The sequence below is a fragment of the Nakamurella sp. genome (genome assembly GCF_048594475.1).
GTDB lineage: Bacteria > Actinomycetota > Actinomycetes > Mycobacteriales > Nakamurellaceae > Nakamurella.
Genome location: NZ_JBMDXT010000127.1, coordinates 1 through 7,873 on the forward strand (window position 1 = coordinate 1; position 7,873 = coordinate 7,873).

Below are 7,873 nucleotides of genomic sequence, written 5' to 3' on the forward strand. Positions count from 1 at the left end.
CGGTCGCCGCCGTCGTCCGCGACGCCCGCCGGCCGCGACCGGCCGGCACCCCGCCCGCCGGCGCCGGTGGCGGCACCGGCCGCGGGCGGCATGCCCGGCCCGACGGGGACGAGCCGGCACCCACCCCCGCCGAGCCCGCCGCGGAGCCGGCGCCGGCTACCGGCGGCGGCGACCTGGACCTGCTGTTCCCGCCGGCCGAGAGCCTGCGCGACAGCCTGCACGACGAGCTGTTCACCCACCGCAGCGCGGCCGGCGTCTGAGGCGGCACCCGGGCCGGGTCCGGCCCGGTGCCCACGCCGGATCGGGGACGGGTCCACGTAGGGTGGCCCGGTGCCTTCCGTCGCGGCTCCAGCCGCCCGCCGACGCGGACGTCCGCGCCCGCACCGCCTGCCCCGCGCCGACTACCCGGTCCATCGCACCGTGCTGGACAACGGCCTGCGGGTGCTGTTCGCGCCGGACCCGGGGGCCGGGGTGGTCGGCGTCGCGGTGCACTACGACGTCGGGTTCCGCTCCGAACCGGAGGGGCGCACCGGCTTCGCGCACCTGTTCGAGCATCTGATGTTCCAGGGCAGCGAGTCGCTGCCCAAGCTGGAGCACTTCCGGCTGGTCCAGTCCTCCGGCGGGGTGTTCAACGGCTCCACGCACACCGACTACACGGACTACTTCGAGGTGGTCCCGGCCGGCGCGCTCGAACGCGCGCTGTTCCTGGAGGCCGACCGCATGCGGGCCCCGCTGATCACCGCGGAGAACCTGGCCAACCAGGTCGACGTGGTCAGCGAGGAGATCCGGCTCAACGTGCTCAACCGGCCGTACGGCGGGTTCCCCTGGGTGCAGCTGCCGGCGGTGCTGTTCAGCTCGTTCGCCAACGCGCACAACGGGTACGGCGACTTCGTCGACCTCAACGCGGCGACCGTGCAGGACTGCGCGGAGTTCTTCGACACCTACTACACCCCGGCCAACGCGGTGCTGACGGTGTGCGGTGACTTCGACCCCGGGCAGGCCGGTGAGTGGGTCGAGCGGCACTTCCACGACATCCCGTTCCGGCCCGCCCCGGTGCGGCCGTCGTTCGCCGAACCGCCGCCGACGCAGGTGCTCCGGGCCGACCACGCCGACCCGCTCGCCCCGTCGCCCGCGCTCGCGGTCGGCTGGCGGTTGCCCGATCCGGTGGCCGACCTGCCCGGATACCTGGCGTTCGTCGCGCTCGCCGGCATCCTGTCCGACGGCGAGTCGTCCCGGCTGCAGTCCGCGGTCGTCGCCGAGGCCAACCTGGCCACCGACCTGTGGGCGTCCCCGGGGCTGCTCGGCGGCCCGCTCGACGCCCGCGACCCGGACGTCTTCGTGCTCGGCGCGTTCCATCCCCTGGACGTCACCGCCGAGCAGGTCCTGGACGCCTGCGCCGAGCAGATCGGGCACGTGGCCGCCGATGGCCCGGACGAGGACGAGCTGGCGCGGTCGCTGGCCCGTTTCGCCTCGACGCTGTACCGGGACAACGACGCCATCGCCAGCCGCACCCGGTCGCTGGGCTCGCTGGAGCTGCTGCACGGCCGCGCCGAGCTGCTGGGTGAGCTGCCCGACCTGCTGTCCGGGATCACCGCGCCGGACATCGCCGCCGCCGCCGCCACTCTCGACCCCGAACGGTGTGCCCAGCTGCGGATCGTGCCCGAGCCGGCGGGGCAGCGATGAGGACGGCGGAGGAGATCGGGCGGACCGCGGCCGGGGCGCGCCCGGTGCCCGCGCTGCGGCCCGGCACCCAGGGCAAGGTGCCGGCGGTCCGCCGCACCGTGCTGGACAACGGGCTGACCGTGGTGGCCGCGCGCAAGCCACGCAGCCCGCTGGTCGAGGTGCGGCTGCGGGTGCCGTTCGGCGGCACCACCCCGCTGCACGCCGCGCGGGCCGAGCTGCTGGCGGCGACCCTGCTGCTGGGCACCGACCGGCGCGATCGCCGGGCCGTCGACGCCGAGCTGGCCGCGGTCGGCGGCCACCTGGACACCGGGGTCGACCCGCAGCGGCTGCTCGTCACCGGATCGGTCCTGGCCTCGGGCCTGCCCACCCTGCTGGACGTGCTCGCGGACTGCCTGACCGGGGCGACCTACCGCAAGGACGACGTGCTGGGTGAGCGGGCCCGGCTGGTCGAACACCTGATGATCGCGGCGGCCCAGCCCGGCACGATCGCGCACCGGCTGCTGCAGCAGCGGCGCTTCGGCGAGCATCCGGCCGCCTGGGACATGCCCGACGCCGAGACCGTCGGCGGGGTCGGCGTCGCCGCGGTGCGCGGGCTGCACGGCCGGTCCGTGGTGCCGGCCGGCAGCACGCTGACCCTGGTCGGCGACCTGAGCCCGGCCCGGGCCACCGACGTGGCGGCCCGGGCGTTGGCGGGCTGGCAGTCGGACCGCTCGACGCGGCCGCTCGACCCGCCCCCGGTGATCGCCGGCGGCCCGGTGCGGGCGGTGCACCGGGACGGCGCCGTGCAGTCGCAGATCCGGTTGTCCGCGCCCGCGGTGCCCCGGGCCGACCCGGCGTACCCGGCGCACCAGCTGGCGAACCTGGTCTACGGCGGCTACTTCTCCTCGCGGCTGGTCGAGAACCTCCGCGAGGACAAGGGTTTCACCTACCATGCGCGGTCGAGCATGGAGTTCTGGCCGTCCCGGGCGGCCGTCTCGGTCAGTTTCGACACGGCGACCCCGGCCACCGCGCCGGCGCTGCTGGAGGCCCGGTACGAGCTCGGCCGGTTGGCGCTGCAACCGCCGACCGCGGCCGAGGTCGAGTCGGCCCGCAACTACGCGCTCGGCACGCTGGCCACCTCGCTGGCCACCCAGTCGGGCCTGGCGTCGATGCTGTCGTTGCTCGCCGGCAGCGGGCTGGACGAGACCTGGCTGCGGGAGCATCCCGGGCGGCTGGCCGCGACGACGATCGACGAGGTGGCCGCGGCGGCGGCGGGCATGCTCGCGCCGTCGGCGTTCACCGGCGTGGTGCTGGGCGACATGGACGCCGTGGCCGCGGGTCTGCAGGCGTTGGGTTCGGTGGAGGGGCCGTGACGGGGTTGTCGATGGGAGTGCCGACGCTGTCCCGCGGGGCGGCCGACCGGTCCGAGGACGTCCGCGACCCGGACCGCCTGCGCCGCACCTGGCCGGCGGCCCGGGTGCTGGTGGTCGACCGGTCGGGCCGGGCCGGCTGGGACGGCTCGGCGCTGGCCTTCCGGCCCGCCGCCGAGGTCGCGCCCGAGCCGCCCGCGGGAGCCGTGCTGCTCGGTGAGGTCGACGGCGTCGACTACTGGGCGATGCCCGGCGAGGTCACCGGCGACGGGGCCGGTCTGCGCGAGATCGGCGCGCTGCTGCCGGACGTCGAGGCCGGCCTGTTCACCACCGCCACGGCGCTGCTGACCTGGCACGGCGCCGCGCCGTTCTGCCCGCGCTGCGGCGAGCGGAGCACCCCGCAGCCGGCCGGCTGGTCGCGCGTCTGCCCCAACGGCCACCAGGACTTCCCGCGGACCGACCCGGCGGTCATCGTGCTCGTGCACGACGGCGACGACTCGATCGTGCTGGCCCGGCAACCGATCTGGCCGCCCGGGCGGGTGTCGGTGCTGGCCGGTTTCGTCGAGGCGGGCGAGTCGCTGGAGGCCGCGGTGGTCCGCGAGATCGCCGAGGAGGTCGGCCTGCCGGTTCGCGACGTGCAGTACCTGGGATCGCAGCCGTGGCCGTTCCCGCGGTCGCTGATGGTCGGGTTCGCCGCCCGGGCCGACCGGTCCGACGAGCTGCGGCCCCGGGTCGGCGAGATCGAATCGGCCCGCTGGGTGGACCGCGCGACCGTCCGGCAGCTGATCGCCGACGACCAGGACAACTGGCTGTCCCCGAACCCCGGTTCGACTCCGGTCCCCGGGCTGTCCGCGGACGAGCGGGACAACGCGGCCCCGGTCGACGCCGGGACCGCGTTCGCCCAGGTGCTCCCGGGCACCGTCTCCATCGCCCGCCGGATGATCGAGGCCTGGGCCGCTGGCTGAGGCCGGGTCGGGCGGCTCAGGCCGGCAAGGCCGCTCAGGCCGGGCGGGCGGCGTCCAGAGCGGCGACGTCGTCGGCGGTCAGGCGGACGCCGGCGACGGCCAGGTTCTGCTCGAGGTGGTCCAGGGACGAGGTGCCCGGGATGAGCAGGATGTGCGGGTCGTGGTGCAGCAACCAGGCCAGCCCCACCTGGGCCGGGGTGGCCCCGATCCGCTCGGCGATCCGCCGCACCACCGGGTGCTCGGCCACCTTGGGCATGCCCGGAAAGGCCGAGCCGAGCGGGAAATAGGGCACGAAGGCCACCCCGTTGGCCGCGCACAGCGCCAGCACGTCCTCGTCCTCGCGTGCCAGCAGGCTGTAGGCGTTCTGCACGGTGACGATGCCCGCGTCGGCGATGGCCTGCTCGACCTGGGCGCGGTCTGCGGTCGAGATGCCGATGCCGGCGATCAGGCCGTCCTCGCGCATCTGCACCATCGCCGCCAGCTGGTCGGCCAGCTCGACGTGCTCGCCGTCCGGGCCGTCCGGTCCGGAGTGCAGGCGCAGGTTGACCGCGGCCAGCCGCTCGGTGCCCAGCGCCCGCAGGTTGGCCTCGACGTCCGCGCGCAGCTGATCGGGCCGTTGCGCCGGGTTCCAGTTGCCGCGGGCGTCCCGCCGGGCCCCGACCTTGGACACGATGGCCAGATCGTCCGGGTAGGGGTGCAGCGCCTCGCGGATCAGCGCGTTGGCCACGTCCGGGCCGTAGAACTGGGCGGTGTCGATGTGGTTCACACCGGCCTCGACCGCGCGCCGCAGGACGGCGATCGCCGTGGCGTGATCCTTCGGCGGCCCCATCACGCCGGGGCCGGGGAGCTGCATCGCCCCGTACCCGATCCGGTTCACCCGGAACCCGGCCAGGTCGTGCGTGCCGGCCGCGGACAGGGGGGTGGTGCTCATGCGCGTCTCCTCGGGTCGAACCGTGGTGGGTGCCGACCTCCGACGGTACCGCCGCAGTTCTTAGCGCGGCGAAGCGTGCTCCCCCTGCCCGCGCGGATCAACGTGCCCGGCGCGGATCAACCCGCCCCGAATGTGGCGCACGGGACGGAAGTCGACGACTTCCTCCGCGCGGGTGGAGATGATCCGCGCGGAGTGGGAGCGGCGGGCCGTGTCGTACGGCTGTGCGAACATGGACGGGTGCCGACGAACCACCTGGATGGCCTGGACGACCAGCAACGGGCGGCCGTCGTCGCGCCGTCGGGCCCGGTGTGCGTGCTCGCCGGCGCCGGGACGGGCAAGACCCGGACCATCACCCACCGCATCGCCCACCTGGTCGCGACCGGGGCGCACCCGGTGTCGGAGATCCTGGCCGTCACGTTCACCACCCGGGCGGCCGGGGAGATGCGGTTGCGGCTGCGCACCCTGGGGGTGCCCGGGGTGCAGGCCCGGACGTTCCACTCGGCCGCGCTCAAGCAGTTGCGGTATTTCTGGCCGCGGGCCGTCGGCGGGCAGCTGTGGCCGGTCCTGGAGCACAAGCTGCGGCTGGTGGCGATCGCCGCGCGGCGGGCCAACGCCGGCACCGACGCGGCCACCCTGCGCGACCTGGCCAGTGAGATCGAATGGTCCAAGGCCACGCTGGCCGGCCCCGAGCAGTACCTCGCCGCGGTCGCCCGGCACCAGCGGGACACCCCGTTGCCGGCCGAGACGGTGGCCAAGGTGTTCGCCGGGTACGAGCAGGCCAAGCAGCAGGCCGAGCAGCTCGATTTCGACGACCTGCTGCTGCACACCTGCGCGGTGCTCGAGGACGATCGCGACGTCGCGTCCGAGTTTCGCTCCCGCTACCGGAGTTTCGTCGTCGACGAGTACCAGGACGTCACCCCGCTGCAGCAGCGGTTGCTCGACGCCTGGCTCGGCGGCCGGGACACGATCACCGTCGTCGGCGACGCCAACCAGACCATCTACTCCTTCGCCGGGGCCAGCCCGACCTACCTGTTGAACTTCGAGAAGCGTTATCCCAACGCCGAGGTCGTCAAGCTGGAGCGCGACTACCGGTCCACCCCGCAGGTCGTCGGGCTGGCCAACCGGATCATCGCCGGGGCGTCCGGCGCGACCAACCGGTACCGGCTGCGGCTCACCGCCGGCCGACCCGACGGTCCGGCCGCGACGTTCGACGAGCACCCGGACGAGCCCACCGAGGCGGCCGTCGTCGCGGCCGCCTGCGCGGCCCTGATCGAGGCGGGCACGCCGGCGTCCGAGATCGCCGTGCTGTACCGGATCAACGCCCAGTCCCAGGCCTACGAGGATGCGTTGTCGGCCGAGGGGGTGCCGTACGTCGTGCGCGGCGGCGAGCGCTTCTTCGCCCGGCCCGAGGTGCGGCAGGCGATCGGTGTGCTGCGCGGCGCGTCCGAGGACGAGCAGCCGCTGGTCGCCCGGGTGCGCGAGCTCCTCGCGCCCGTCGGGCTCAGTGACGAGCCGCCCCCGGCCGGCGCGCTGCGGGACAAGTGGGACTCGCTGCTGGCCCTGGTCACCCTGGCCGAGGAGCTGGCCGCCGCTGAGCCGGAGGCCACCGTCGCGGCGCTGGTCCGTGAGCTCGACCAGCGGGCGGAGGCCCAGCACGCGCCGTCCGCGCTCGGCGTCACCCTGGCGTCCCTGCACTCGGCCAAGGGTCTGGAGTGGGATGCGGTCTTCCTGGTCGGGCTCACCGACGGCACGCTGCCCATCCAGCACGCCGAGACGCCCGAGGAGATCGAGGAGGAACGGCGCCTGTTCTACGTCGGCGTCACCCGGGCCCGCAGCCGGCTCGCCCTGTCCTGGGCGCTGTCGCGCACCGAGAACGGCCGGCGGACCCGCCGTCGCAGCCGGTTCCTGACCGGCATCGCGCCGGACAGTGCCCGCCCCGATCGGGCCGGTCGCGCCCCGGGCCGCTGCCGGATCTGCGGGTCCACCCTGCTGGCCGCGGCGCAGATCAAGGCCGGCCGCTGCGCCAACTGCCCGTCGTCGGCCGATCCGCAGCTGGTCGACGCGCTGCGGGCGTGGCGCAAGGACCGGTCGGCCCAGGCGTCGGTGCCGGCCTTCGTCGTGTTCTCGGACGCGACGCTGCTGGCCATCGCCGAGCGCAAACCGGCCGATCCGGCCGCGCTGCTGGCCATTCCCGGGATCGGCCGGGCCAAGCTCGACGCGTACGGCACCGACGTGCTCGAGATCGTGGGCCGGACCGGCGCCGGGACATCCTGAGGTTTTTCCGAAGTTTCTCGAATAATCGGTTGCGCCGCCCGGAGGCCGCGACCTACTGTCGTCTCGGTTGATGCACCGGGGGTCCCTCAGGGCGAAGCGGTGCGGCACCGGAGTACAAGACAGTCGCCAGACATGCTCTCCGCCAGCGGCGGGGTCGCGAAACGCCAGGGAGGTGCCGAATGTTCAATCTGCGGATGACCAGCGCATGGACCGGCACCGGCGTCGCTTCCCAGCGGCGGATCGAGCGCTCGGTCCTGTGCGTGCGACCGCGCCAGGATCAGGTCGATGGCCACGGCATGGCCATCGCCGGCGGCTCGTTCCAGCCCGACGGGACGCCGCAGGCCTGACCGGCCGCTCGCCCGCATTCTGAGCTGGTTCGCCCACCTTCGGGGCGAATGCCCCATTCGGCCTGTATTTCACAGGCCTTCCACCGACTCCGAGCCGTAGGCCGGTCCCTTCCCGGACCGGTCGGCCGCCATCGACATCCTCACGGAGGCCCCCGTGATGTACCTACTCGAACTCATCGACACCAGTCCCAGGGACGACCTGCCCTGCCTCGCCGGTGACCCCGACCTGTTCTTCGCCGAACGGCCGGACGATCTGGAGCGGGCCAAGGCGCTGTGCGTCGACTGCCCGGTCCGGGCCGAGTGCCTGGCCGCGGCGCTCGAGCG

The 7,873-nt window shown here is 74.5% G+C and carries 7 protein-coding genes and 1 pseudogene; 7 read left to right on the plus strand and 1 reads right to left on the minus strand.

Features of this window, described 5'->3' with window-relative positions:
* The 4 genes and pseudogenes from ACOJUF_RS06545 to nudC form a co-directional block, all read left to right on the plus strand.
* Nucleotides 1-260 (plus strand): annotated as a pseudogene (locus ACOJUF_RS06545) (hypothetical protein); the annotation flags it as partial.
* Between the two features lie 127 nt (nucleotides 261-387).
* On the plus strand, nucleotides 388-1,683 hold the full coding sequence (locus ACOJUF_RS06550; protein ID WP_420121060.1) for a M16 family metallopeptidase: 1,296 nt from the start codon (nucleotides 388-390) through the stop codon (nucleotides 1,681-1,683).
* A complete protein-coding gene (locus ACOJUF_RS06555) occupies nucleotides 1,680-3,035 on the plus strand; it encodes a M16 family metallopeptidase (RefSeq protein ID WP_420121056.1) in 1,356 nt (451 codons plus the stop codon). The genes ACOJUF_RS06550 and ACOJUF_RS06555 overlap by 4 nt, the downstream gene beginning before the upstream one ends.
* A gap of 11 nt (nucleotides 3,036-3,046) precedes the next feature.
* Nucleotides 3,047-3,997, plus strand: coding sequence for an NAD(+) diphosphatase (nudC, locus tag ACOJUF_RS06560; RefSeq protein ID WP_420121061.1), 951 nt, complete (start codon nucleotides 3,047-3,049; stop codon nucleotides 3,995-3,997).
* A 34-nt stretch (nucleotides 3,998-4,031) separates the two neighbouring features.
* Here the strand turns inward: nudC and ACOJUF_RS06565 are convergent, their stop codons facing one another.
* Nucleotides 4,032-4,928: an oxidoreductase gene (locus tag ACOJUF_RS06565; protein WP_420121057.1), complete on the minus strand. Its 897-nt coding sequence runs from the start codon at nucleotides 4,926-4,928 to the stop codon at nucleotides 4,032-4,034.
* Nucleotides 4,929-5,165: 237 nt separating this feature from the next.
* Here ACOJUF_RS06565 and ACOJUF_RS06570 point away from each other — a divergent pair, with 237 nt between their 5' ends.
* The 3 genes from ACOJUF_RS06570 to ACOJUF_RS06580 all read left to right on the plus strand — a co-directional run.
* Complete coding sequence (locus tag ACOJUF_RS06570) at nucleotides 5,166-7,202, plus strand: ATP-dependent helicase (protein ID WP_420121058.1); 2,037 nt, start codon at nucleotides 5,166-5,168, stop codon at nucleotides 7,200-7,202.
* 194 nt (nucleotides 7,203-7,396) lie between these two features.
* Nucleotides 7,397-7,549, plus strand: coding sequence for a hypothetical protein (locus ACOJUF_RS06575; protein WP_420121059.1), 153 nt, complete (start codon nucleotides 7,397-7,399; stop codon nucleotides 7,547-7,549).
* 157 nt (nucleotides 7,550-7,706) lie between these two features.
* Nucleotides 7,707-7,873 (plus strand): WhiB family transcriptional regulator (locus ACOJUF_RS06580; protein WP_420121062.1); only part of this gene is annotated, 167 nt, incomplete at its 3' end.